The organism is Dyadobacter sp. CY312 (assembly GCF_021390535.1).
Taxonomy (GTDB): domain Bacteria; phylum Bacteroidota; class Bacteroidia; order Cytophagales; family Spirosomataceae; genus Dyadobacter.
Genome location: NZ_JAJUXG010000014.1, coordinates 280085 through 304897 on the forward strand (window position 1 = coordinate 280085; position 24813 = coordinate 304897).

The 24813-nt window shown below is 43.6% G+C and carries 15 protein-coding genes; 5 read left to right on the forward strand and 10 right to left on the reverse strand.

The features are described from left to right. Positions 1 to 131: 131 nt before the first annotated feature. From treY to LZG71_RS21040, 4 genes are all read right to left on the reverse strand, one after another. Positions 132 to 4349, reverse strand: coding sequence for a malto-oligosyltrehalose synthase (gene treY / locus LZG71_RS21025; RefSeq protein ID WP_233823711.1), 4218 nt, complete (start codon positions 4347 to 4349; stop codon positions 132 to 134). Then, positions 4342 to 6186 carry a malto-oligosyltrehalose trehalohydrolase gene (treZ, locus tag LZG71_RS21030; protein ID WP_233823713.1) on the reverse strand — a complete coding sequence of 615 codons (1845 nt, stop codon included), beginning with the start codon at positions 6184 to 6186 and terminating at the stop codon, positions 4342 to 4344. Before treZ ends, treY begins: the two co-directional genes overlap by 8 nt. Positions 6187 to 6850: 664 nt before the next feature. Further along, positions 6851 to 6988 carry a hypothetical protein gene (locus LZG71_RS21035; RefSeq protein WP_233823715.1) on the reverse strand — a complete coding sequence of 46 codons (138 nt, stop codon included), beginning with the start codon at positions 6986 to 6988 and terminating at the stop codon, positions 6851 to 6853. A gap of 1 nt (position 6989) precedes the next feature. Next, positions 6990 to 10166: a chemotaxis protein CheB gene (locus LZG71_RS21040; RefSeq protein ID WP_233823717.1), complete on the reverse strand. Its 3177-nt coding sequence runs from the start codon at positions 10164 to 10166 to the stop codon at positions 6990 to 6992. Positions 10167 to 10810: 644 nt separating this feature from the next. Here LZG71_RS21040 and LZG71_RS21045 point away from each other — a divergent pair. After that, entirely contained in the window at positions 10811 to 11362 is a 552-nt protein-coding gene (locus LZG71_RS21045; protein WP_233823719.1) for a hypothetical protein, read from the forward strand. 123 nt (positions 11363 to 11485) lie between these two features. Then, positions 11486 to 13318, forward strand: a complete 1833-nt coding sequence (locus LZG71_RS30575; RefSeq protein ID WP_233823721.1) for a T9SS type A sorting domain-containing protein — start codon at positions 11486 to 11488, stop codon at positions 13316 to 13318. Positions 13319 to 13938: 620 nt separating this feature from the next. On the opposite strand, the gene LZG71_RS21055 is transcribed toward LZG71_RS30575, so the two are convergent. Continuing rightward, positions 13939 to 16284: a PAS domain S-box protein gene (locus tag LZG71_RS21055; protein ID WP_233823723.1), complete on the reverse strand. Its 2346-nt coding sequence runs from the start codon at positions 16282 to 16284 to the stop codon at positions 13939 to 13941. A 447-nt stretch (positions 16285 to 16731) separates the two neighbouring features. Here LZG71_RS21055 and LZG71_RS21060 point away from each other — a divergent pair, with 447 nt between their 5' ends. Then, the gene (locus LZG71_RS21060) at positions 16732 to 17166 is read left to right on the forward strand and encodes a response regulator (protein WP_233823725.1); all 435 of its coding nucleotides are present in this window, start codon (positions 16732 to 16734) and stop codon (positions 17164 to 17166) included. 484 nt (positions 17167 to 17650) lie between these two features. Continuing rightward, positions 17651 to 17878 (forward strand): hypothetical protein, encoded by a 228-nt coding sequence (locus LZG71_RS21065; protein WP_233823727.1) that lies wholly within the window; start codon positions 17651 to 17653, stop codon positions 17876 to 17878. Positions 17879 to 17906: 28 nt separating this feature from the next. Here LZG71_RS21065 and LZG71_RS21070 read toward each other — a convergent pair whose 3' ends face one another. The 4 genes from LZG71_RS21070 to LZG71_RS21085 all read right to left on the reverse strand — a co-directional run bounded on the left by LZG71_RS21070 (position 17907) and on the right by LZG71_RS21085 (position 21643). Then, entirely contained in the window at positions 17907 to 18353 is a 447-nt protein-coding gene (locus LZG71_RS21070) for a hypothetical protein (RefSeq protein WP_233823729.1), read from the reverse strand. Further along, a complete protein-coding gene (locus LZG71_RS21075; protein WP_233823731.1) occupies positions 18350 to 18784 on the reverse strand; it encodes a hypothetical protein in 435 nt (144 codons plus the stop codon). The genes LZG71_RS21070 and LZG71_RS21075 overlap by 4 nt, the downstream gene beginning before the upstream one ends. 203 nt (positions 18785 to 18987) lie before the next feature. Next, positions 18988 to 19731 (reverse strand): LytTR family DNA-binding domain-containing protein, encoded by a 744-nt coding sequence (locus LZG71_RS21080; RefSeq protein ID WP_233823733.1) that lies wholly within the window; start codon positions 19729 to 19731, stop codon positions 18988 to 18990. Beyond that, positions 19709 to 21643, reverse strand: a complete 1935-nt coding sequence (locus LZG71_RS21085) for a sensor histidine kinase (RefSeq protein WP_233823735.1) — start codon at positions 21641 to 21643, stop codon at positions 19709 to 19711. Before LZG71_RS21085 ends, LZG71_RS21080 begins: the two co-directional genes overlap by 23 nt. A gap of 506 nt (positions 21644 to 22149) precedes the next feature. Between LZG71_RS21085 and LZG71_RS21090 the strand changes: the two genes are divergently transcribed. Then, positions 22150 to 22476: a hypothetical protein gene (locus LZG71_RS21090; protein WP_233823737.1), complete on the forward strand. Its 327-nt coding sequence runs from the start codon at positions 22150 to 22152 to the stop codon at positions 22474 to 22476. A gap of 163 nt (positions 22477 to 22639) precedes the next feature. Here LZG71_RS21090 and LZG71_RS21095 read toward each other — a convergent pair. After that, positions 22640 to 24813 (reverse strand): SdrD B-like domain-containing protein (locus LZG71_RS21095; protein ID WP_233823739.1); only part of this gene is annotated, 2174 nt, incomplete at its 5' end.

The window sequence follows — 24813 nt, forward strand, 5'->3', positions numbered from 1 at the left end:
AGACCTGACATCAACCAAGCCACATGCTCATGCATTGGAGGGGAATCAGTTACCGATAATGAGGAGATCAATAATGCGAGGGCATAAACCATCGCTGAATTAATTGGTTAATACCCCCTTTGGAATATTTATCAAATTCGATTGTACAACCGTGTCCAAAGCTTCAGCTGTTTTTCCGCTTCACTGGTTAGTTGTCCCGGTAGCAAACACCATGTCCAGTTGTCTTTACCTGATCCGGGGCTGTTCATTTTGCAGAATTCATCCAGACCGAGTACATCCTGTATCGGAACGACAGCCATTTTTGCAACTGAAGAATATGCCAGCCTGATCATTACCCCGTTCACATTGTCTTCATTCACATTGCAGCCGACGTACGCTTCTAGTCTTTCCCGGGCTTCTTTGTCGGCCTCAGTTTGGAACCAGCCCTTGATCGTGTTGTTATCATGCGTGCCTGTGTAAGCCACGAAGTTGGTCGTGTAATTATGTGGAGCAAACTCGGATTCAGCCATACATTCATCGAATGCAAATTGCAATACTTTCATTCCGGGAAGGTTGAATTCGTCCCTCAGTTCAAGTACAACAGGACTTATTTCCCCCAAATCTTCCGCTACAAAAGGAAGCCCGCCCAAAGCTGCATCTAAGGTTTTAAGAAATTCTGAACCGGGTCCCAACTTCCATTCACCTTTTACGGCCGTTTTTTCATCGCCGGACACAACCCAATAATCTGCAAAAGCACGGAAGTGGTCCATGCGGGTAAGATCATACAGTTCGATGTTTTTCTGCAACCTATTAATCCACCATGCATATCCGTGCTCCTTATGCGCTTCCCAATTGAAAACCGGCATGTCCCAAAGCTGTCCGTCTTCCGAAAATGCATCTGGCGGAACACCTGCAACTCCTGAGATTTTTCCATTTTCATCCAGTAAAAACAGATCCCTATGCGACCAAACATCCGAAGAATTGTAGCTCACATAAAACGGCATATCGCCAATAAATCTGATATCCCGTTTGTTGCAATAGGTACGAAGCGACTTCCATTGTTTGTCAAAAATGAACTGTACCCATGTAAAAAAGCGGATTCTTTCAGACTCAACTTCGACCAGTGTTTTCAATGCTTTTGCGTCACGAAGTTTAAGCGGCTCTTCCCATTCCGTCCAGGTTTTCCCATCATGCTTTTCCTTGATAACCATGTACAAAGCGAAGTCAACCAGCCATTCCGCATTCTGTTTGCAGAATTCATCAAACTCTTTTTCAGGAAATAACTCCGGGTTATTTTTGAATGTTTCAAATGCCTTTTCAAGCAGCTCACTTTTGTTTTTTTCTACTTTTTCAAAATCAACTTTGCCATTTTGTGGAAGGTGATATTCTGCCAAATTTACACCTATGAGCAGGCCTTCATGCGCCAACAGTTCCGGGCTGATCAGCGAGGGATTTCCTGCACGGCTGGATAGCGCACTATATGGCGAATTCCCCTGTGCTACCTCGGTAGGGTTTAGCGGCAGCAACTGCCAGATTCGCTGGTTGCTTCGACTCAAAAAATCAGCAAAAGCAAAAGCTTCCGGCCCCAAATCGCCTATTCCAAAAGGAGACGCAAGAGATGAAATGTGTATCAAAATACCCGCACTCCGCTCATTTTCGGTTCTTTTCCCTTTTAAAATCACAAACGGAAGATTCTTGAATAATCCTGCAAGCGAAATTTTCCTTTCGAATTCCTGATTTTCTCCTGTCAGCAGATTTTCCCATTTAGGCGTAAGTCTCACCGGCAATTCTATATTTGTATTTTTCCAATCAATCTTATACAGATCGACTTGCTTCGTAACTGTTGCTAAATGTAAAGGAACCACGACGATCAAAACCTCCTTTTTATAAATCCGTGCAAACGCAAATACATTGTCTTTTAGGCTGCCTTTTACCTGCAAAGGAACATATTCCCCTTCTGAAAAAAGATCAGGATTTTGTTTCCGTAAGTTGAACAATTGCTGTGTAAGCCAAAGTTTGATCTGCGCATCATTTCGGTCATTCCACAACTTTTCAAGAAGCGCGTCCCGGTCGGTTTTGTCAAACTCGTTGAGCCAGTTTTGCCTTTTCTCATAATCCACTTCCCTCCTGTTATCGGGGTCAACAAGGCTCAAATCCCACAATTCGGTTCCCTGGTACACGTCCGGAATGCCAGGACATGTAAATTTCAATATGAGTTGAGACAGCGAATTGATGATACCGAAGTCAGAAATTTCTTTTTGAAATAAAATGAAGTCTTTCCAAAAATCACCCTGTTGGTTCAGTAATTCGCCTGCAAATTGTTGTGTTCCCTTTTCGTATTCTTCATTAGGTTCAGCCCAGGTTGTATTCCTTTTAGCTTCGCGTAATGCCTTTTGCAGATATTGCTCCAATCTCGCAGCGAAATCGTCATCATCCTGTCCGGGCATTGGATAAGCACCGATCAGGGTTTGGTAAATCAGGTATTCATCATTTACGTCAGGCGCAGCCAATTTTTCTCTGATTGGAGCATTGATTTCCTGCCAGCGTTTTACCCGGGCAATCCATACTTCCGGGATATCGGTAAGCACGTTTAGGTTAGCGCGAACATCTTCTCCACGTTTGGTATCATGGGTCGATGTGGTATTCAGCGAAAGCGGCCAATTTTTATGGCGCTTGATCATTTTCTTATGAAAATCTTTCGGTGTTATCCCGAAACTTGCAACAGAATCGCCCACGTCATTGTGTCCTATAAAACGTTCATACGTGTACATGAGCGTGTCCTCTACGCCCTTCGCCATCAATGGGCCGGTGAATTGCATCGCCCTGTGATAAAATTCGAGCGCGTTATTATTGAAGTCTTCGTCAGCCTCCAAAGGTTTTACCAAAAGTGCATTTTCAAGAAGACCAACGGCATCTCCCAGATCAGGATGGGCTTTTTTGACCTCGTCAAATATCATCTGCACGGAGGCTATTTCCTTCTCTTCAAGTGGCATCTGGTTGCCGTAATAGCGATATACCGGACAGTGAATTAAAAACTCACCTATTGCTTTCCTGACCTGCTCCTTACGCACCCGATCCAGATCCTGTTCATCGATCAGATTCAGTTCTACAAGCAGCTGATATAGATTTTCCAGTTCACCACCCATGTGTTCAAACAGAACGTGGGCTTTCTTTTGCAGCAGTTGCTTTTGTATTGGCTCGTTTTCACCAGTCAGATTCTGGTAAAATGCAGTGAAGGCTTGCTCCGACTTATTATTGGTAAATAAATTATTGACTGTTGCCAGAAACTCATAGCCCGTTGTGCCTTGAATTGGCCACTGTTGTGGCATCTCTTCATGCTGTTCAAGAATTTTTTCCACAACTACGTAAGTCTCAACTCCCGATAGTTGGCGGATGTCGTCCAGATAACCGGAAGGATCATAAAGACCATCGATATGGTCAATTCTCAACCCTTGAAAAATGCCTTCGTCAACCAGTTGTTTAACCAACGCATGGTAATTGCTGAAAACGTGTTCATCCTGGATGTTCAGACAAATCAGCCCGTTAACGGTAAAAAACCGCCGGAAATTAATTTGCTGATCTGTGTCCTGCCAGTTACACAAAACGTAAGTTTGCTGGTCAATAATTCGCCTTATTCTTTCCGGATTATTATTGGTTTCTTGCAGCAGTTCGTCAACCAATTCCTGCTCATTTGGGTTTTTCATCAACGAGGATAACTGCAACAACAGCTCGTTCCATCTTTCTGCAAAAACTGCCGGCTCTTCCACGTCATCAATCTCCTTGCATTGCATTCCGATCTGCGCAAGCGCCTGGTTTTGCTTTACAATATCCGATTCAAAAAGCGTAGAATATGATCTGGGATTAAGGGGATAATTTGCGCCTTCGTAAGTCAACATCAACCGGTTAGACTCACATGAAATGATTACTTTCCCGTTCCCGATTTCTTCGTCAAGATCTGTTCTAAGAAAGGGAACCATCAGTTTGCCATGAAAAAGACGGCTGTTCCATGCAATATCAAAAAATTTGGCGTATGCCGATTGGGCGCCTTTTTCCAGTACATCCATCAACCAGGGATTTTCAGAGTGAAAGGCCATGTGGTTGGGAACAATATCTTGCAACCAGCTCATCTGGTTCTCCTTTAACGTGTTGCTGATGGATTTCAGTTGATCAATACTACCAATTTCGGGATCGATTTCATTGGGATTGACTCCATCATAACCATGTGTGCTACCTGGTGTGGATTTGAAAACCGGCGAAGCATATATGGTGCTTACTCCCAATTGACTCAAATATGGGATCAATTTCTCTAAATTTTGAAAAGTAACCTCCTTGTGGAATTGTAGGCGGTATGTAGAAACTGGATTATTCATACTGATTTGAGTAAAGTGTAATAGATTCTGGTGGCAATATCAACGCCAATTCACCTGAAACCTGAGCGGGCATGTCCTGAGAGCCGCCCCATTGCAAGTCTGAAGAACCAAGTAATTTACGCCAGCTGGCGGCATACAAGGACACTTCAACTTCCTGCATTTCCGCTGAAAAGTTCATCAGACAAATGACGTCCTGCACTTTATGCTGACGGCGCAGCACGATCACCTGCGTAGCCGTATTATGCTCCACCGAAACCTTCTTGCGGTTTAAAACACACAAAGGTGGCTGGCTTTTTCGAGTGGCTATCAGCTCCTTGTAATAATTAAGCATGGTTTGATGTGGCTCCTTTTCAATTAACTCCCAGTTGAGTTTGGAGCGTTCAAATGTTTCCTCCAATACCGGATCAGGTGCTTCTCCGTCCATATGAAATGCCTCAAATTCCTTTTTACGTCCTTTTCTTACCATCTCGACAATCTCTGGATCGGTGTGGCTGACGAAATACTGAAAAGGATTTTTCTCTCCATATTCTTCTCCCATAAATAGCAAGGGCAAATACGGACTTACCAGCACGGCTCCGGCAAGTACTTTTTGCATTTCAAAACTTACCAGCTGACTGGTACGCTCGCCCAACATGCGGTTACCGACATGGTCATGGTTTTGAGAAAAGACAACGAATTGTTCTCCGGAATTTTCCGTTTTCATGCCAAAGACTTTCTTGCGGTGCTCAGAAAACGCACCATCATATACGTAAGCATCCTCGTACGATTTTGCCAGTGATCTTATCCCGTCGAAGTCCGAATAATAGCCAGTCTTTTCCTGTCCCGAAGTAACCCGCAAAGCATGGTGGAACTCATCGATCCATTGCGCGTCCATGCCATATCCTGCCTTGCTAACCGGATTGATAAAGCGTGTGTCATTAAGGTCCAGCTCAACAATGAGATAATGCTTGCGGCCCGTTTGTTGGATCAATATATCCACCTGCTGTTTGATTTTCTGCAAAATGTGCTCCGGACTGAAATCCTTGATGGCATGTACAGCATCCATCCGAAGCGCGTCGATGTGAAAATCACGAAACCACATCACAGCATTTTCTATAAAGAAATCACGAACGCCATCACACCAGGCGTCATCGAAATTGATGGCGTTTCCCCATGGCGTACGGTATTTTTCGGTAAAATAAGGTCCAAACTCTTCCAGATGATTTCCTTCCGGACCAACGTGATTAAATACAACATCAAGAATAACCGCCAGACCTTTACTGTGACAGGCGTCAACCATACTCTGTAAACCTTTGAGACCTCCGTAAGAATGCTGGACACAGAAAGGATAAACACCATCGTAACCCCAGTTTCTGTTGCCGGGAAACTGGGCAACAGGCATGATTTCAACGGCTGTAATACCCAGATCTACCAGGTAATCGAGCTTCATTTCGGCTGCGGCAAATGTACCTTCGGGTGTGAAAGTCCCGACATGAAGTTCGTAAATGATATAATCTTTCAACGGGAAGTGCTGCCAACTGTCGTCCTTCCACTGAAACGAATTGATATCAATGGCTCGCGAAGCACCGTGTACGTCATCAGGCTGCGAAAGAGATGCCGGATCCGGCAGTTGTTTTTTACCATCAAGTTCAAAATAATACAGATCACCAGATTGCAGATCAGTGGTTTGTGCAATCCAGTATCCCAGGTCTTTGCAAGTTAAAGAGACGGTTTTGTCTTTGCCGGGAATCAGCAATTCGACCTGATTGGCATCAGGCGCCCACAGGAGTACCTGCGCTTCTCCAGATGCAGCAAAGTTGACCCCAATTGTTCGCTTGCGTGTATTTATATTGGTCATGAATTTTAATTTTGTTGAGTTGTGGTGTCGCATTGTTGTTAAATAGTATGCCAGCGTACGGTTGTCCACAATTTCCGCATTGTCCGTCAATCTCGAAAAAAGTGAGATCGGGTATCACTCCCTGTATTTGATAAACTTCTTGTCACCACAGGATCGCACGGCTGGCCAGGCATAGGGAGGAACAGCCCAAGTTTACGCTTGCTATGGCATCGACCAATAAAGCAAACGATCCGTCTCAAATTAACTGCCCGATACGACTACTTTGGTAGCGCAAATGAAAATAAAAGTTTTTTGAGATGCTGTCAGCGAGTTACGGTGAACCAGATGGTGTCGAAAAAATTCTCATTTCGGAAAGATCCGTAAGCTTCTGCGATATCAAAACGTCACACCCATATTCAACGCATTGTGAACAACCAAGACTATAGATTTTATCCGAATGGCTCTGCGGCGTATGTTGAAGCAATTGAAAACAGATCGTGATTGGCACGGACAGCGAGCCATGGATCGCCACCGAACGGTCAGACTCACATAGAACTTATCCGCTCCATTAAACTTGAAAAAGCAGCGGTCGTGCTCGAAAACAGGGACCTAGGCATTTCGCAAATGTCTTACATGACCGAATTTCCAGCTCCTGACTACTTTACGAAATCTTTCAAAGCTAAATTCAATATGCTTCGAACGGAATACGACCAAATACGCGGCATCCGGCCCGGTGGGCCGTGCCTGTACCTATTTCGGCCAATGCATTGAGCCCACCAGCGGACGCTCCGATTACCACCATAAACCTTGGTTGCTCTGCCATATTAATTACTGAGGTAGATGGTAAATTTACTACCGATCCCGGGCTCGCTTTCGACTTTGATCCTGCCGCCGGCTGCATGAACGATTTTACTGGTCAAATACAACCCGATCCCGTAACCTTCACCATCCGAATGCAGCCTGGTATATTTATTGAAAATGCTATCCAGATAATCTTTTTCGATCCCCATTCCGTTATCCTGGACGGAAAGCATTGTTTGATCATTTTCCCGTGTAATACGGACCACGACGACCGGGGGCTTTTCAGATCTGTATTTGATGCCATTACCAATCAGGTTGTAGAGAATGCTGCGCAGGTTCTTCTTAGAAAATACAACCTGCTTTACCTGCACATCTCTTTTGATGACTGTTCCGCTGGATTTGATCCTTTCGGCCAGGCCCCATTCAATGTTTTCCAGCAGATCATCGACATCGACTGGCTCTGTTTCAGTGGCATCGCTTTCAATTCTGGCGACCTGAGCAATCTCTGTAACCAGTAAACGGAATTTCTCAACTGACCTTGATAGAAGGGGCAACATCTCTTTGATATCCTCATCAGTGGTGCCATCAGAGGTTAAAAATGAGATACCCCTTTCGATGTTACCTAACGGGTCCAGCAGATCGTGGGAGGCGGAATGCACAAAATTATCCAGGTCTTCATTGATGCGCACCAAGGCTTCATTTTTTTTATCCAGCTTCTGTTGAACCATTTTAAGCTCGGTGATATCGTTGAATGTAATGACGGCCCCACTGATCTTTTTATCGATCAGTTTGATGTAAGGCATGGTCATCACCTGGTACCACCGACCCTGCTTGGCCTGGATTTCCCTGGTGACAACCGACTCACCCGCAAGTATCTTACTGATATCTTCACTGATGGTTTCAATCTTGAAATTAGTTGAGATATTGCCGAGAGGTCGGCCTACATCACTGTCAAGTAAATTGATCAGTTTGACAGTACCCGGAGAAAATTTTACAAGGCGGAGCTGATCATCCACAAAAAGCTGCCCGTTGACATTGCTTCTGAAATAATTATTCAGATCATCGTTGAGCTCTAAAAGTTCTTTGTTTTTTAATTGGTAGTCTGAATTGATCGTATGCAGCTCTTCATTGATCGACTGCATTTCCTCACTCGTGCTTTGCATTTCTTCATTGGCTGAAAGCAGCTCCTCATTGAAAGACTGCATATTTTCATCCAATGAATATAGCCTCTCGTTGGATGCCGTCAGCTTTTCTTTCAGGTCCCTGATTTCCTGTTCCAAGCTTTGGGTATACTGGTTCACATACATTTCTTCGTCAAAAGCTGTCCTGCCAATAACTTCCGTCTTACCTAGTTCTTCCTCACTTATTCGCACTACTAAAAAACCATTATTCCTGCCTTTGTAAATCATGGGACTTATCGATAAGGAAACGCTGATAGTCTGCTCGCCTTGTCTGATATGGATGCCTGTGACCGAAGCCGGCTCACCGCTGTGGACAACACCTGCAATCACCGTTTTGTAAGCAACGGCAAGCGGCGCTGGGAGCAACTCGGTAAGATCAGTGGTCATAATTTTTTGGAGCAAGAATTTGGTCGTGTCCCCATAGAACTTCAATATCTTTTCATTCTGATCAATACAGACCACCAGCTGATTTAAATCTTTCATCAACGTCTCGTTGACCGCATCTCCGAGCGTGCGGTCCGGCACCTTGCTGGTTTGCTGCTGTGGATGCGGGATATCGGCCAGCTTTTTATAGGAGACTTCGGGCACTGAAAACGAATCAAACCGCACTACCCGGGTGGCATCCAGGTTTTTATAGACTTTGAATCTTTTGCTGACTACTTTCAAACTTTGCAGGATCGGCAGCGGGTTTTCACTGGACCCCAAAAATAGATATCCATGCTGTCTGAGACCAAATAATAGCATCAGATAAATTTTCTTCTGTAATGCCGGTGTCATATAGATTAACACATTACGGCAGCTTACAAAATGTATGTTACAGTAGGGCGGGTTTTTGACCAGGTCGTGCTGGGCGAAAATGACCATTTTACGAAGGGATGGGTTAACTTTATAATCGTCCCCTTCCATCTGAAAAAATCTGTCCAGGCGCTGCCGTGACACATTGGCCAGAGCTCCTGCCTTATACACACCCTTGCCAGCGCGTGAGAGCGCCGCACTATCTATATCGGTCGCGAAGATTTTGACCACATGCTCCGTAATTCTGTCCCCTAACCGCTCACTGACCAGCATGGCCATCGAGTAAGCTTCCTCGCCAGTGGCGCAGCCAGTTACCCACAATCTTATTTCTTCCCGCGGCGTAAGTCCTGCAATAATTTCGGGCAGTATCTGATTTTCGATAAACTCGAAGGATTCTGTATCCCGAAAGAAGCCGGTCACACTGATCAAAAAATCCTTGGCCAACAAATCGATCTCTGCGGGTGTGGCCTTGATGAACTGGATGTAGGTTTCAAGGTTACCAAAATTATTAGAAGCTGCCCTCCTTTTGATCCTTCTTAAAATCGTGGATTGTTTATAGTCCGAAAAATCCAGGGGTAATTGGTCTTTGATAAGGTGTACGATCTCACCAACATGTTTTTCATCGTGAATACCAGCGGCCAAAAGATCTAGCTCACGCTTCACATAATCCTCAATAAGCGCAGGCATCGCTTCGGGTTCCAGTATAAAATCCACCATACCCGTCGCAATCGCATTTGCGGGCATGCTGTGAAATTCTATCCCATCAGGTTCTCTCGCAATAACCAGCCCACCTGACTTTTTTATGGCTTTAACCCCATCAGTGCCGTCTGAACCCAGGCCGGAAAGAATGACAGCGATAGCCCTGGGACCATAATCCAATGCCAGCGAGGTAAAAAACGTATTGATGGTCATGTGAGGGTTCCGGTTATCGGTCTTATCGGTCAGATACAAACTATGGCCACGGACGGTCATATACTTGTCATTGGGGATAATATAAACCTGGTTGACCCGGATCGACATTCCATTTTCGGCTTCCTGTACCACCAGCTTGCTGTGGCGGGAAAGCAGTGATACCATATGGCTCTTGAATTCAGCCGACAAATGCTGTACGATCACGTAAGATACCCCATCTGATGGGGTATGGTCAAAAAAAGTATTAAGCTCATCCAGACCGCCCGCCGATGCGCCTATTGCTATGATATGATGGGGCTCTGCTGTAAACATAAGGAAAAGGTAAGGTGAATACTTAACAAGGTGATTTTCAATTGCAACCTACTTGAATTAACCAAGTTATATCAGCTAGTCCCTGGAAACGGACTGCTTTTTAAATATTTGTTACCCTTCTAATTGAACTAAAAAGTATGCCAACATTTGAATCAAGAGCTTTAAGGCTACCACTTAGTACGAGGGCCTAACAATTGTCTGTTGTCAATTGAGGCTTCGGATGATTGATAGGATATAATTTCCTCTAACCAATTCGGTTAAAGTCACTTACAAGGCACGATTATTGTTGGAGATGTCCGGAATTAATCAGATTTGTGGAAAATAACCTCTTATACCTTATGCAGCAAGCCCCCGATCTTGATATGCATATCGTCAGCAAATGACAAAACGATGTTTCATTAATTTACTTTGGTTGTATCTGAGTCCCAGGCTTCACATAAGCAGGCATGTGCAGCGAAACAAATGGCTAGCAAGTTGAAACCTTTCGCTGATGCCTGCATTTTTAAGGAATTTTTTAGTACCTGTCCCGTAAGAAGTAAATTATTGATATCAATAATTTACTTCTTACTCTGCTTGCTTACCAATATATTTTAGCCGCCACATCTTCAGTATAATGCTGTGTTGAAGAAGAAACTCCAATTAATATGAAATACATTTTTACACTGATCAGCCTCTTTCTTCAACTAGGGGTAAAGGCTCAGACTATTTACTATGTCGATAGCGGCAGGGCCGATAATTCCGGTGGGGGTACCAGTTGGGCCACAGCCAAGAAAGATATCCAGGAGGCTTTGAATATAGCTCCCATTGGCAGCCGGGTATGGATAAAAAGGGGGACTTATTCTCCTACAAAGGATCCGTTCGGCAATGCCTCACCCGCAGACTCAAAGAATAAGACTTTCTTTCTACGGGACAGTGTCGCGATTTATGGTGGATTTGCTGGTACGGAAACATTACTCGGCCAACGAAATGTTTCAGCCAACCCTACCGTGCTTAGCGGCGATTTCAACCATAATGACTCTGTGTTGGGTGCCGGACCGAGTTTGGTTATTGCTGGTACGGCAGAAAATGCTTACCATGTAGTCACGCATGCAAGTAGCTATGGTACCATAGTAGATGGGCTCACGATCACAGGAGGAAATGCCACTAATTCTGGCAGTTTCATAATCGTTAATGGCATGTCAGTCAATAATAATTAGGGTGGCGGATTATTTAGCGGCAATAATAGTGGAAAACAGATCGTCGTCAATAATTGTACTTTTTCTTATAATGCAACGGGACAGTTTGGAACAGCTGCAGGGGCCTATATTTCCTCCAATGGGGTGGTATCTGACTGCGTCTTTTCCTTTAACGCAGGGTATAACGGAGGCGGATTGGTTAATAGTGGCCGCCGGGTTTCTGTGATAAACAACCGGTTTGAGCACAACCGTGCAGTTTTTGGCGGCGGCCTTCTTTCTAGTTTCATTGCCAGCACCACTGTATCAGACTGCTTCTTCTACGAGAACGCCGGCATGGGTGGTGGTACGTATGTATATGGTTCTGGCAATAAATCCACGTTTACCCACTGTATTTTTCAGGGCAACACAGGTACCGGCAGTGCAGGCGGCATTACTCTTACACTCAGTGCAAGCGCGAAAATTTACGCATCGGCTTTTATCAACAATAAGGGCATGGGATTAGGCCACAGCATATTGGCAGCGCAGGTCGATGATACCATGACGCTCGACGGCTGTATCTTCACGAATAGTACTACCGGAAGCGACGACGAAATTCAATTACGAAGTGGAATCAATATCATTTCAAATTGTTCGGTTGTTGGTAATGTTGACGTGTTTCCTGCGGCTGTAAGTACGGTCCGGTTCAGGAATAATCTTTTCGCCAGTATCACCAACTTTTCTGGCCTTTCATCAAATAACCTTTTAGGCGGCAACCCGCTTTACGTAAATGCTTCCAACCCGGCCGGCCCTGATAGCATTTATTTTACCCCTGATGATGGCTTAAGGCTTCAGTGTGGCAGTCCTGCCATTAACGCTGGATCCGATACTGCTACAATCACAGACATTATAGGTATCACCAGGGTTGGAAAGCCCGATATCGGTGCCTACGAAGCAACGGATACCATTAACGTCATTACCGCCATCTCGTCTTCCGCGCGTGCCTTTCAAAGCAATGCTACCGTTTATGGGGATTGCGATCGTATCATAGCCAGGGTAACTACTTGGGGCGCAGCGCCTATTATAGACAGCACGACAGCAAAGGTGTGGGTCGAATCAAGCGCACCTGCCACATGGGTTAAACGCCACTATGAAATTACACCCGATAACAATGCTGCCACAGCCACTGGCAGGGTGACCCTGTTCTTTTCCCAAGCCGAGTTTAATGCCTTTAACGCATTGAATATCAACAAACTCCCCAATGGTAGCTTGGATGCTACCGGCAAAGCAAACCTGCTGATTGAAAAACGGCCCGGTACCAGCAATAATGGTTCTGGCCTGCCAGGTACTTACAGTGGCACACCGGTAACGATCGATCCGTCAGATTCCGATATTGTTTGGAATAACCAGATGTCACGTTGGGAGGTCACCGTTAATGTCCTCGGGTTTAGCGGATTCTTTGTAAAGACGTCTGAAACGCCACTGCCAGTCAAGTGGCTTTCCATAAGCGGTCGGCTCAATACACGCAAGCAGGCGGTAATAAGCTGGCAGGTAGCAGAACATAGTGTAACCGATTATGATGTAGAAGGTAGCAGGGACGCACGGGAATTTACGAGAATAGCATTGATCCAGAGCAATGGCAATGGCGAAAACCGTTACAGCTTCACTGATCCCAATACCTATACAGGTAACCGTTACTACCGGATCCGCCAGACAGATAACGATGGCACTTACAGTTATTCTTCCATCATAAATATATCGGCTGAAGGCAAGCCGGTCGCAGCATACCTCTACCCCAACCCGGCTACTACTACCGTAACCCTGGAAACAGACCACAACCTGTTGAACACTGCTGCGCGGTTAATTAACATGAGTGGCATTATAGTAAGGCAGTGGGTGATCCGTGATCAGCAGACCAGCCTTGATCTTTCCGGCTTGTCTGCAGGCATCTATATATTAAAACTAACAGACGGGCAAGTCATCCGTGTAACCAAACAATAAGGGTTGACCTTCATGAAGGAATCAAGCTATCGTACGTATTTCTCTGCCTGTTTCTTGAAACAATGCTTACAATGTGTGTCTATACGTGTAGGGTTATATTTCTTGAAAATGACAACTTATGTATCCGGCCTGTGAACTACATGTTGGCTAACTCCGGCATTTTGTAAAGTTTTGTTAGTACAGGTCCGTGATGTTCTTGTGATAATAGTGGAAATGTTTTGCAAGGTACCATTCAGAGCAGGACTATAACAAATGGGAGCAGATACCGAAAAAGTGCTTACTAAAGCTTCTATCCTTGTAAGATTATCACATAATATTTTATTTCGTGACAAGCGTTATTATTTGCTCATCTGACTAATTGCAATTCATGTAAAAATGGGCATGAAAACTGGTTTGCTGTAAACATTTTGACTAGGTTACAGCCAGTAGGTTCGTGTAAAAAAAATTGTGATGCTTTTTATTTGATTGATAAAAAACGAAGACCCGGCTTCCATGATTGGGCCCACTGGCAAGTACAAGTCAAATTGCAATGGGGACATTTGGATATAAGCGTGAAATGGATTTCAATATATAAATATAGGAGCGTAGCTAGCGGCCGTGCCACCACAGTGATCTTAACATCAGCTTTCTGTCATAGGCAACAATATTTGAAACGTTGCGCCTTCACCAACAACGCCTTTTGCACTTATATGGCCATGATGACTTTCGATCACTTTCTTTACAATCGACAACCCTATGCCCGTTCCGGCGTATTCACTTCTTCCATGCAATCTGCGAAACACCTCAAAAATCTGCTGGGCGTACTGCTGATCAAAGCCAATGCCATTATCCTTGATTTCAATCAATTGAAATACTTTGTCAGCTTCTTGACCGGATAAGCCAAAACCAGCATCTCCGCCCTTAAGAAGCGTAGAAGAAATACGGATTACAGCTGGCCTTCCCGGGTGGGTGAATTTTAATGCGTTACCAATCAAATTCTGAAATAACTGCCTGATCTGCGGCCCATAACCATTAATAGGGTGAAGCTCTCCAAGTTGTATTTCGGCACCCTTGGCAGTGATCGGCGCCTCAAGGTCCATTAAAACGCCCTGCATTTCTGCGTGCAGGTCAACGCTGACTTTCTGGTGTACGGTTGATATCTTCGAAAAATTTAGCAGATCTTCAATTAACGTATTCATTCGGAGTGATGCTGCCTGCGTCCTGGTAATGAGCCCTATCCCTTCAAACCCAAGGTCTTGGGAATGTCTTTCGACAAGCATTTTACTCAGGATGGATATCTTCCGCAAAGGTTCCTGCAAATCATGGCTGGCAACGTAGGCAAAATCTTCCAGCTCCTTATTTGACCTTTCCAGCTTTTTATTTACCTCCTGAAGTTGGGATGTCCTTTCCAGAACGATTTTTTCCAGAACTTCTTTGCGAAGTTTCTGTTGGTGGATATCGATAACAGTTCCGATATAACCAGAAAATTCGCCGTCGGTTGTATACCGCGGCCTGCCTTGCGAATGTACCCATCGGTACTGACCCGTATGGTTTAGCAGTCTATATTGGATTTCATATCCCGATTTGGCCGCATAGGCCGAATCACATGTGTTCTCTACCATCTGAAGATCATCAGCATGGATACCTTCCATCCATTTGGTTCCAGCCTGCTGCTCGGTACTCCGGCCCGTGAATTCCAGCCAGCAGTTATTGAAAAAGTCGCGGTGTTTGGCCGTCTCTCCCATCCAGATCAGCACAGGTGCTGTATTTGCAGCCACTCTGAAACGCTCTTCGCTTTCTATGATCTGCTGCTGGGCCTGTTTGAGCGTTGTCACATCCACGAGCATGTTAACTCCCCCTGTCAACTGCCCATCAGCACTATAAGCGGGGCGCGGATATGGTAAAACATTTTTTTTAGAGCCATCCGGCCTTTCAATAGTGATTTCTTCCCCGTAAACAGGGCGGGACTCTTTTAGTGCAATCGCCATCGGGCAACTGTCGAGTGGCAGGAGTGTACCGTCCGGTCTGTAAATCTTCCAGGAGCCGCACCAAAGATCCTGACCCAAAACAGGCTCACGGCCCCACAAATCAATGGCTGCCTGATTGAATGAAGATATGTATCCTGATGCATCGGTTGTATACAATGCGGCTGGCAGGCTTTCTATCAATTCCCGGTACCGGTGCTCACTTTCCTGAAGGTTGAAAAAAAGCTGCTTGTTAGCGGTAACGTCCACGGTAAAACACCGGGTATGGATAAATCGCCCATCCTCACGAAATACATTCGAGCTAATATGGACAGTACGAATACTTCCATCCTTGCATACCATTTCAGATTCGTACTGGTGCAAAGTTTCGTCCGCTTGCAACCGTGTTAATATATCATCGATTTTATCAGCATGCAGATGAAAATCCGAAATATGACGTCCGATATACTCTTCTTGGCCGTAGCCGAGCATATCGAGTTCCGCTTGGTTAGCCCACTTGATAATACCATGACTGTCTACCCAGTGAAGCCCTACCGAAGCATTGTCGATATACTCCTGTAATTCATGGCTCTTTTTATTAAGAGCCTGCTTTGCAGTATTCTGGGCCGTTATTTCATGAAAGCAGTTGATGGCCCCTAGCAGTTTGCCAGACCCATCATAGAAAGGTGCAACATTCGCGTTTACATCGACGAACGAACCATCCGGCCGCTCTATGATAAGCTCAAAACCCTCGACCGGAATCCCCTGCTCAAGACAACAGGCTACAGGTGAATCCTGGTGTAGCAGCCGTGATCCGTCAGGATTGTTAAGGCGATATGAACCACAAAATTTCTTTAACTGTATTTCCCCTGCGTTTCCCCATAGCGCCTGGGATTTTGGATTACAGTAGGTAATTGATCCGTTCACATCACAGATGCAAATCCCTACCGGCAGGTGCTGGAATAAAAAATCAGGCCCTGGGTTGCCGTTAAACAAGGACGACCATTGTTGTTGAATTTCCATGACTGAGTTTGTGGGTGGTAAAGAGGCTTTGCGACCAATTATTAAGGTGTAACTAGTTAATAAAAGCATGCCACAAAAATATCAGGGATCATTGTCCAAGTTGGCTCGTTTGGGGAAGGTCCAATAGGTCTGACAGCTTTGACCTAGGGTATGTTCTTGTGACGCGCTAATTTTGGCCAGATTATTTCCAGGGGAAATGAAGACAATAAAAGCATCAACACAGTTTGCCCCTATAAAATGCTTCCACTTGATCTAATAGATTAATTCGCCCTAGGTAGTGTAAGAAAGCCAAGAAGCCTTCAAGAAGCCTTTCGGTACTTTTTGATATAAATACGTGTTACAGGTAAAATAATCGTTTAATTGGACAGTTGTATAGATCCTCTTTTCAGTATATTGCGCTGGTGGGACTCTTGTGAAACATAATAACTTACATTAACTAATCTGCAAATGAACAAAAGTGGACCGATAATCATCATTGAAGATGACATAGACGACCAAGATATATTGGCCGAAATTTTCAAAGAACTTAATTACAACAATAAACTTATTTTCTTTGGTGACAGTTTGCAAGCTTTGGAGTATCTGACCGACACAGACATTGAACCGTTCCTTGTCCTTTCTGATATAAATATGCCTAAATTAAACGGATTGGAACTAAGAGAGAAGATTCACAATAATGAAGACCTGAGATTAAAATCTATCCCCTATCTTTTCTTTTCAACAAGTGCCGAGCAGCAACACGTGATCGAAGCCTACTCAAGGTCTATTCAAGGTTTCTTTGTCAAACCAAGTAATTATGACAAACTGAAAAACACTCTCGTGAAAATTGTTGAATATTGGCAAGAATGTGAATCCCCTAAATATATTAAGAATGCTCAATAACAAAGTATCGTCACAAGTTTAATTGTCGGCATGAGAAAGTGGAAACGCACAATATTGGGTATGCTACTACGCTTGGGCTAGAAAATGGAAGATTGTTACTTTTGAAGGCGGGCATTATTCCATGAGAGAACAACCACAGAATCTGGTTAAAGATTGAAGATGTAACCCAGAAATAGGGACTATTGACACATGGTCAAAGAAAAAGAGCCTATGGCTGCGGGGCTAATCTTCAAATATTTATCAGTAACTTAGGATATGCAAAATAAGGTGATCCACAGGATAAATTCGATCAGTGAATACCATAAGGTCATGGGACTTCCCAAACCGAAACATCTGCTCATCAGTGTGATTGACCACAGCACCATTCAACTGCACTGCATGGCCAACAGGGGTTATTTGTTCGAGTTTTATTCAATCCTTATCGACCGGGATTTAGGGCAACATGAAGTACGGTCAGCAGTCAGGACTCTTTAAGGAAGGAGTCATGTTTTTTATATCTCCCGGTCAGGTGTTTGAAGTGCAGGCATATGGTGAGCAGACCACCAACCGGTCAGGCTGGTTACTTCTGATGCACCCTGAGTTCCTGTGTGGAGAATTCGGATGGCTTGACCACCAGATTCCGTGGCAGATTGACCACCAACCCATTCTTTTATTTCATGGGTTACACAACTATCAGTCAGTCATTTATACTGGTCAATCTAATCCGAAATGACATGATCTTAATTCCCGAATTAAGGTGGTCAACGGCTCCGTATTCTCCAGGGTGCACCAGTGGCATCCGCAGGAATGCCACTTGGATATACAGCATTGATTGCCGCCAGGTTTGCATATGAAACTTTGTCAATCACAATGCTTGTTACATTTGCAGGAAATGCCGTGATTTTGATAAAACTCACTACGCCCGGTGCCGGGTCACCCGTATTAGGATCTCCGTTTGTGCTCGTCGTGAAGGTGGCCGGGGGAATTGTTATAACAGTGGTGCCACTTGGGTTGGGCTGGCTAGGCAGAGAACTGATTGCAGTTTCTGGTGACTGCTCAATACCAATATTGCCGTTAGGTTTATCAGTATTCGTATTTGCGTCCAATATAGTATATGAGCTTACGATGCCATCAGCTGTGCCATCAGGGACAGTTCCTGTTCCATTGGACGACTCTCCCGTATTTACATATGTTGATGGCGTATTCAATCACTGCAAATCCTCGCACTATCCCTTGTCAAATTATCGGATGAGGACACATCTTTATAAGTATTTCCGGCCATGACCGTTTGCAGGCATTGGATGAACTCATATTCATCCGATTTTTTGGATATATAGCCGTGAATTCCAGAACTGAATAATGTGTGTATCTTTCGATCGTTTAAGAACTCCCCATAAATAATCAAAAATGAAGATTTAAATTTTGTCTGAATTCCGGGTATCTGGTTTAGGTCAACCTTTTTTTCTTCCATATTAATGCCAAAGACAATCATATCGGGCTTCGGACACTTCTCCATGCGGTCGAATTCCTCAATTGATTTGGCTAAGTAAACATTCCAATCAGGAAAATTCTCAGATACTACTTGTTTGAGTCCAATGCACATAATCGGCTGTGAATCAACAATCAATAGATTTACCATTTGTCATGCTTAGTTAATAGTTGCTCAAGGTCATAAAACCAGCTCTCTATGCTAAGTTGCAGAAGTTCCGCAGACCCGAGAATCTACTAAATAAGTACTGAAATAGAATTGGGACAATAGACAATCGTTTAACAGGCCGAATCATTTAGGCAGGCATGGGTTTCAGTTAGGCAGCGAACAACCCGGGCTCAGGCACTAGCTTGTTATATTTTGAACCACTCCAGGATTTCCGCCTTTTTGTCGCGGGCAAAAGGGATCACATTCGCCGAACGTAAATACAGGTATCCTCCATCGCGCGTAATTAGTTTCTCCACGAAAATAATATTAACAAGGTGGGATTTATGGACGCGTATGAAGCCAAACGGCTCAAGTTGTCTCTCAAAATATTTTAATGTACGTGATGAAAGCAGACTAGAGCCATCTTGAAAAATAAACCTGGAATAATTGTCTTCTCCCTCAATATAAACAATCAGATTAATGCTGATCAAATTTATACCTTCAATGGTATGAACCAGAATTTTGCTATTCTGTTTTTCGATAATCTCTATAATCGAAGGACGCCCTGCTGCCGGTCTGTTTCCTTGCAACTCCCTCTGTGCTATAAATTTATTGATGGTGTCGAGTAACTCCTGCTCTTTCACAGGTTTCAAAATATAGTCAAATACCTGTTGCTTAATCGCCGTAATGGAATAATTATTGAATGCCGTAACATAAATAGTCACAATACCGAGATGTTTGATGTTTTCAATAATATCAATTCCGCTCATTTGTGGCATTTCAATATCCATAAAGATAATGTCTGGTTCTCTTTCTACAATAGCCCGGTACGCACCCGTGGAGCTCACGAAAAGCTCTATATTCGTAAAATAATCTGTCAGGTTTTTAATCTTGGCTTTTAAAAGTTGACCTGAATGTAATTCGTCATCAATAATATAGGCTGTTGCCATGCTCAATGGATCTTAAAATTGGTAAAAAAATTTTAACAGTGGTGCCAGCATAATCATCCGGTTTATCTATAATTTCAAGGAAAGACTCTGTCTTGAATACCTCTGCCATAATTTCCAGCCGCTTTCGGGTAAGTGATATGCCAACATGCCCGCTTTGAAAGTAACTGACCTGCCGTAACTGCTTGGCAACCCTTCGTCCCACTCCATTGTCATCCACCTCTATTTCCAGTTGTTTATCGCTTTTTTTAATGATCCTTATTCTGATTTCTCCTCCCGGAGTGAGCCGATTCAGAATGCCATGTTTAATTGCATTCTCTACAATTGGCTGAATAATCAACGGTGGTACTTGCATTCCTGAGATATCAAGCCCCTTTTCAATATCAATGTAATATTCGAAGCAATTCGAGGATCGGGATTTTTCCAGAATCATATACAGTTCAAGCATTTTGAATTCCTCCACTAAAAGTATCAATTGATTAGGCGATTTGTCGATTACCAGTCTCAGCAAATCGCTAAAATCATAGAGCACTTTCCGCGCTGCTTTTACATTATTGGAATACAGGAATGAATCGATCAGGTTAAGACAGTTGAATATAAAATGAGGATTGAGCCCGCGCTGCACGACAACGAGTTCTGCCTCAAAAACCTTGGCTTTCAAGTCGATACCTCTCTGCTGGATTTGATATTCCCGATTTACTAATGCCACAATGATAAAACAGTTATAAAGCCCCACCCCTATCAGCATGGGAACTGCAAGAAGAATTTCCCTACCCAGGCCCCATTTACTATCACTGGCAAAGAACGCCAATACAAAACCCACCGAGGAACTGGTACTCAGGAAAGCAATCCCTTTCACTATTATTCCAAACGAACCCATTATTTCTTCCCGGATACGAAACAAATGAACGGCAAAAATGACCATAATCAGAGTAGCACAAATTATGCACACACCATTGATAACATAATATTCCTGTTCAAAATAGGATATCAATGCGGAAGAGAAAGCGATGCATACGGAGAAAATCGTCAGTTTTCCGGTAACACGATTATTAAGTTTTACCCATTTTCCCTCAGTCAGGAAAATTCTTACCGAAGCTAGAAGACATCCTAAACTCAAAAAAAGAAAAAGCTTGTCAAAATGGAGAAGTATACTTGGCTCCTCAACAAAAAACGAGTCAATGTTGATCGGGTACTCGTAATAAACCAACACAAAAAACGCCATAAACAACAGCACACCAAATGCATGAAAAGCATAAGCCAAGTCGGATAGCAGGAAGAACTTTACCAGCAAAAACAAAATCGTGATAAAAAATATGCCGAAAAAAGGCAACATGAATTTGGCATATCCCTCATTGGCAAGTCGGTAAGCAACTTCCCACTCTTTCCGTTCCGAATCAGATTTTAAACTGAATTCTAGCGCACCAAAATTATAATCGGTAAACTTACGGCACACAATTAAAAATGCTTGTTGAGGATCATTGCTTTTTTGAGGTAACTGAATAAAATAACGTCCTGTGGTTGGAGACCTAAGCCTTTTGTTTACAAATTTTCCACCTGTTCTTACCTTCTTCCATGTACCGTAGCTTCTTTCGTATAGATCGATATAATCCTGATAGCTCGTAATAATAAATTTTTTTGATGTATCCGCAAATGCAGTTTCGGAATTGAGAAATATCCATACTGAAGTTCTGGGCTCGAAATGTTTTGAATCTGCGTTCAAAGCAAAATGCCTCAATTTCAACAGCTCCATGACAGAAACAATGTCCTCCGACTCCACTGGCTGATTATAAACGAAGGGAATCTGTAAGCTATCGTTGGGCCTGGTTGCAAAGGAAAAGTAACTGCCGCAAACGAATAACATGGTAAGCAACGATACCTTGAAAACAATTAATAAGGATGATTGATCAAGCATTTTTCTATCTGGACACTCATTGTCTACCTCAGGTTAACAAGATTCCCTGCCGTCGTTTTAAAAATGTATCCCGGCACCATGGTACTGTTATGTCTCTGCCAGCTTCGTCTTTTGAGACCTGGTATCGCCTGTAAAAGAGCGTAAAGTACATTTGGGTTTCTTTGATTGTTCTTAAATCATACCCCCATCTACAATTTACTAACTACCGCACAAAGATTGAAAATTTAAAAATCCTGACAATCATCTAAAATCATGATTTTGGCAAGAGATAATTGGTACTTAAATACAGTAAATGCAGTAGCTTTATTGGTATACCTACGATTCGATATTCCCCTACTCTCCTGCCGATCGCAACAATTTCGATGGCCTCAGAGCCCGTCTGGTACTTTACAAAAGATGCCCGAACTACCTTAAACAAATAGCTATCCGCGTATATTCTTTACTATTATTACGTCAATGCTAACTGATTCCGGGTATTATTGTATGCTATAATCTCCACCAGGAAAATGCAAGAAATACGACTTCCCGACCGGACTAATTGGGGCGGACGTTACAACTACCGTTTAGCACTATATGAAGGATTGGCGGAATCATTGTTGCAGGCTTTGCCCCCAAAGGCCACCAAAATTAAGATTTTCATTTATGAAGGTGATAATATGTTAAATATTCAAATTATTGACAGCGGCAAGGGATTTGACCTCTCAATAGTTGAAAAGACCAAGTCCCTTGGATTGCAATCGCTTAAAAACAGAGCTCTGGAAATGCACGGTTCGTTGGAAATAGTTTCTTCGGCACAGGGAACGGAAAAGATATTTATTATTCCTATTAAGTAGTTGTTGCCGACGTACATCAATTGATTTACTTAACGGCCTGTTTAAAATGCATTCTGTAATTTGTTCGACTACAACCGGGCGGCGGTAGCGGCGGTAAAAAAAACAGGGTCTTTCCAAAAGATGAAAAGACCCTGTTTCATTTTGTTGACAAATATTAATCCTATCAGCGAACAATAATCACTTTACGATTCTCGCTTGTCCCGTTTTGAAAAGATATTTTCACCAGGTAGATTCCAGCGGGAAGATTCTTGACATTGATCGGCGAAGCGATGCTTGAACCATTTTTAGTCAAAACAACCTTTCCACTCTGATTAATCAGTTCAACTTTTCCGATTGCTTGTCCAGTTGTGCTTTGAATCGACAACTCATTACTTACCGGATTAGGGTAAATCGTTAACTCTGCACCCATGTCACCAGAAAGTTTTCTGATACTGCTGTAAGCAAAGCTACCGTCAAGGTCAATCATTTTCAGGCGATAGTAGTTAGCTCCCAAGTTAGGCTGCATATCATCAAAACGATAATTGACAAGTCCTACGTTATTTTCTTTTGCTTTTACCTGACCTATCGCATTCCATGATTTAGCATCTGCGCTGCGTTGAATCTCGAAGCTGTCGCTGTTTACCTCTTCAGTGGTTGTCCAGCGTAACAAGGCCGATACATTCTCTCCTTTCTTCACATCGAACATCGACAATTTTACCGGTAATGCTGTTGTAATACCAGCATCAATTGACATGTTATTACGCAAAACACTGGTTTCTGCCTGCGAAGGATCTATGATGATTTCTCCAGTTTTGCCGGTTACCATGTCTGCATCACTATCTTCGTCATCGGAAGCACTCACCACATTCGGATTGGTAAATACCATGCCGCCAGGCAAAGTAAATTCAACCTGGTAAGTACCAGCTGGTAATCCACTGAACAGATACTTACCATCTGTACCTGTAACTGTGGTTGCCACCTCACCCCATACACTACCATTTTTCACATACAGCTTCACTGTTACGCCTGCTTTTGGATCTTCATCAGTATCTTGAATACCATCGTGATCCTCATCAGTCCATACGTAATCACCGATAGAACCGGCCGGTACCAACCCTGCGTCAACTGTAGGGTTATCTTTGTCTATTCCAACGCCTTGTGAATTGATAAACACAGGTCCACTGAATCCACCTGTACCGGCATCACTGTCTGCGGCATCGTCGGCTCCTGCATTTGGAGTAGTAAAGCCGTAATTGGGTACAGTACCAAATTTCACACGGTAATAACCTGTTTCAAGTCCACCAAAAAGATATTCGCCATTTGCATCTGTTGTTTTGTTATCAACCTCAGCCCAATAAGCATTATTTGCCAAATCCGCAGCCGATGGCGATGCTTGATTTGGTCCTACATATCCCTGAAGAGTTACAGGTACATTTGGAACACCTGCTTCTCCTGTGGCAGCCTGGATACCATCACTGTTTGTATCATACCAAACTTTATTTCCCAGAGAGCCCGTTGCAAAAGGATCACCGCAGTTTGCGCTATTTAGTGTGATATATGTCTCACGAACAATGCAACCGTTTAACAGCGAAACCGTTAACTTATAGACGCCGTTATTCGCTGGCTGAAAATTAGTGAGAGTATATTCTCTTGTATTAGCCAAAACTACACCATCTTTTTCCCATTTATATGTGGTCAACGGATCTCCGAAATCAATAGCTGATAAAGTGTAGTCCGTGCCATTACAAGGCTCCTGCGTATTACTGGTAAGCCTCGGGCTCAATGGCTTAATCATCACCTGCTGACTTACCGACTTACCGCACTGGTCTGTCACACGATATGTGTATACCTTACCAGCTTCCAAAGAGGATTCGGAATAGCTACTGACAGCAGCCGGATCCACCACTTCAAACGGGCCACCATCAATGCTTCTTTCTACAACGAAAGGTCCAAACCCTGAGAATTGCAACAGAGCCTGGCCGGTTGCCTGAGGACCAGAGCCCAAAGGCTGGCAATTGAGCGCCAAACTACGTGTAATGGTAGGATTGGTTTGCCAGGCTGATATATTAATTATACCCGAACGGATAGCAGAAGGACACTCTCCCTCCGAAGATGGACGGACAATTTCATAATAGTAAGTTCCGGACGGAACATTTGCCGGCGTTGCAAGCGTACTTATAAGTGTACCGGTTGCATCTGTACCGCTGTATAGCTTATAGGTTAATGTTCCTCCGGTGTTGTTAACTGCATGGTACTGAATGCTGTTCAATCCATCGTTACAAATCTTCTCCACCACAGGTGTTACCGTGAAGTTCATTGCCTGAGTGGCCGGGATTGTCATAACATTAGACTCCTGAG

What these genes read in the sequence shown, in the direction of transcription:
- treY (WP_233823711.1), bottom strand. Translation starts at nt 4,349, where the DNA reads ATGAATAATCCAGTTTCTACATACCGCCTACAATTCCACAAGGAGGTT.
- LZG71_RS21075 (WP_233823731.1), bottom strand. Translation starts at nt 18,784, where the DNA reads ATGGTAAATCTATTGATTGTTGATTCACAGCCGATTATGTGCATTGGA.
- LZG71_RS21045 (WP_233823719.1), top strand. Translation starts at nt 10,811, where the DNA reads ATGAAATACATTTTTACACTGATCAGCCTCTTTCTTCAACTAGGGGTA.
- LZG71_RS21040 (WP_233823717.1), bottom strand. Translation starts at nt 10,166, where the DNA reads ATGTTTACAGCAGAGCCCCATCATATCATAGCAATAGGCGCATCGGCG.
- LZG71_RS21035 (WP_233823715.1), bottom strand. Translation starts at nt 6,988, where the DNA reads ATGGCAGAGCAACCAAGGTTTATGGTGGTAATCGGAGCGTCCGCTGGT.
- treZ (WP_233823713.1), bottom strand. Translation starts at nt 6,186, where the DNA reads ATGACCAATATAAATACACGCAAGCGAACAATTGGGGTCAACTTTGCT.
- LZG71_RS21065 (WP_233823727.1), top strand. Translation starts at nt 17,651, where the DNA reads ATGTTTTTTATATCTCCCGGTCAGGTGTTTGAAGTGCAGGCATATGGT.
- LZG71_RS21080 (WP_233823733.1), bottom strand. Translation starts at nt 19,731, where the DNA reads ATGGCAACAGCCTATATTATTGATGACGAATTACATTCAGGTCAACTT.
- LZG71_RS21060 (WP_233823725.1), top strand. Translation starts at nt 16,732, where the DNA reads ATGAACAAAAGTGGACCGATAATCATCATTGAAGATGACATAGACGAC.
- LZG71_RS21085 (WP_233823735.1), bottom strand. Translation starts at nt 21,643, where the DNA reads ATGCTTGATCAATCATCCTTATTAATTGTTTTCAAGGTATCGTTGCTT.
- LZG71_RS21090 (WP_233823737.1), top strand. Translation starts at nt 22,150, where the DNA reads ATGCAAGAAATACGACTTCCCGACCGGACTAATTGGGGCGGACGTTAC.
- LZG71_RS21055 (WP_233823723.1), bottom strand. Translation starts at nt 16,284, where the DNA reads ATGGAAATTCAACAACAATGGTCGTCCTTGTTTAACGGCAACCCAGGG.